This window comes from Flavobacterium sp. LMO6, assembly GCF_009495795.1.
Classification (GTDB): domain Bacteria; phylum Bacteroidota; class Bacteroidia; order Flavobacteriales; family Flavobacteriaceae; genus Flavobacterium.
This window is the reverse complement of sequence record NZ_WIBH01000130.1, coordinates 1-207: the sequence shown is the minus strand read 5'-3', so window position 1 is coordinate 207 and position 207 is coordinate 1. Positions and strand designations below refer to the sequence as shown.

The window sequence follows — 207 nt, the reverse complement described above, 5'->3', positions numbered from 1 at the left end:
ACCATAAACTCTAACGTGATCATATTGTCCGAAGAGTTTAGCTCTTTCTTTTGGGTCAGTTATCGAATCATCTGCAAAAGTGGTGGCTCTTGATAAATCTTGTGGTATTTGAAAGATTCCCATTCCACCTGGTTTTAAAACACGATATAACTCTTGCATGGCTTTCGTGTCATCTGGAATGTGTTCCAAAACATGATTACATAAAAT

At 36.7% G+C, this 207-nt stretch carries 1 protein-coding gene; it reads right to left on the bottom strand.

Annotation, left to right across the window (positions count from 1 at the left end; all coding sequences use genetic code 11):
- The coding region (locus GFJ99_RS13435) for a bifunctional 2-polyprenyl-6-hydroxyphenol methylase/3-demethylubiquinol 3-O-methyltransferase UbiG (protein ID WP_153209566.1) at positions 1–207 on the bottom strand (207 nt) is incomplete at both ends.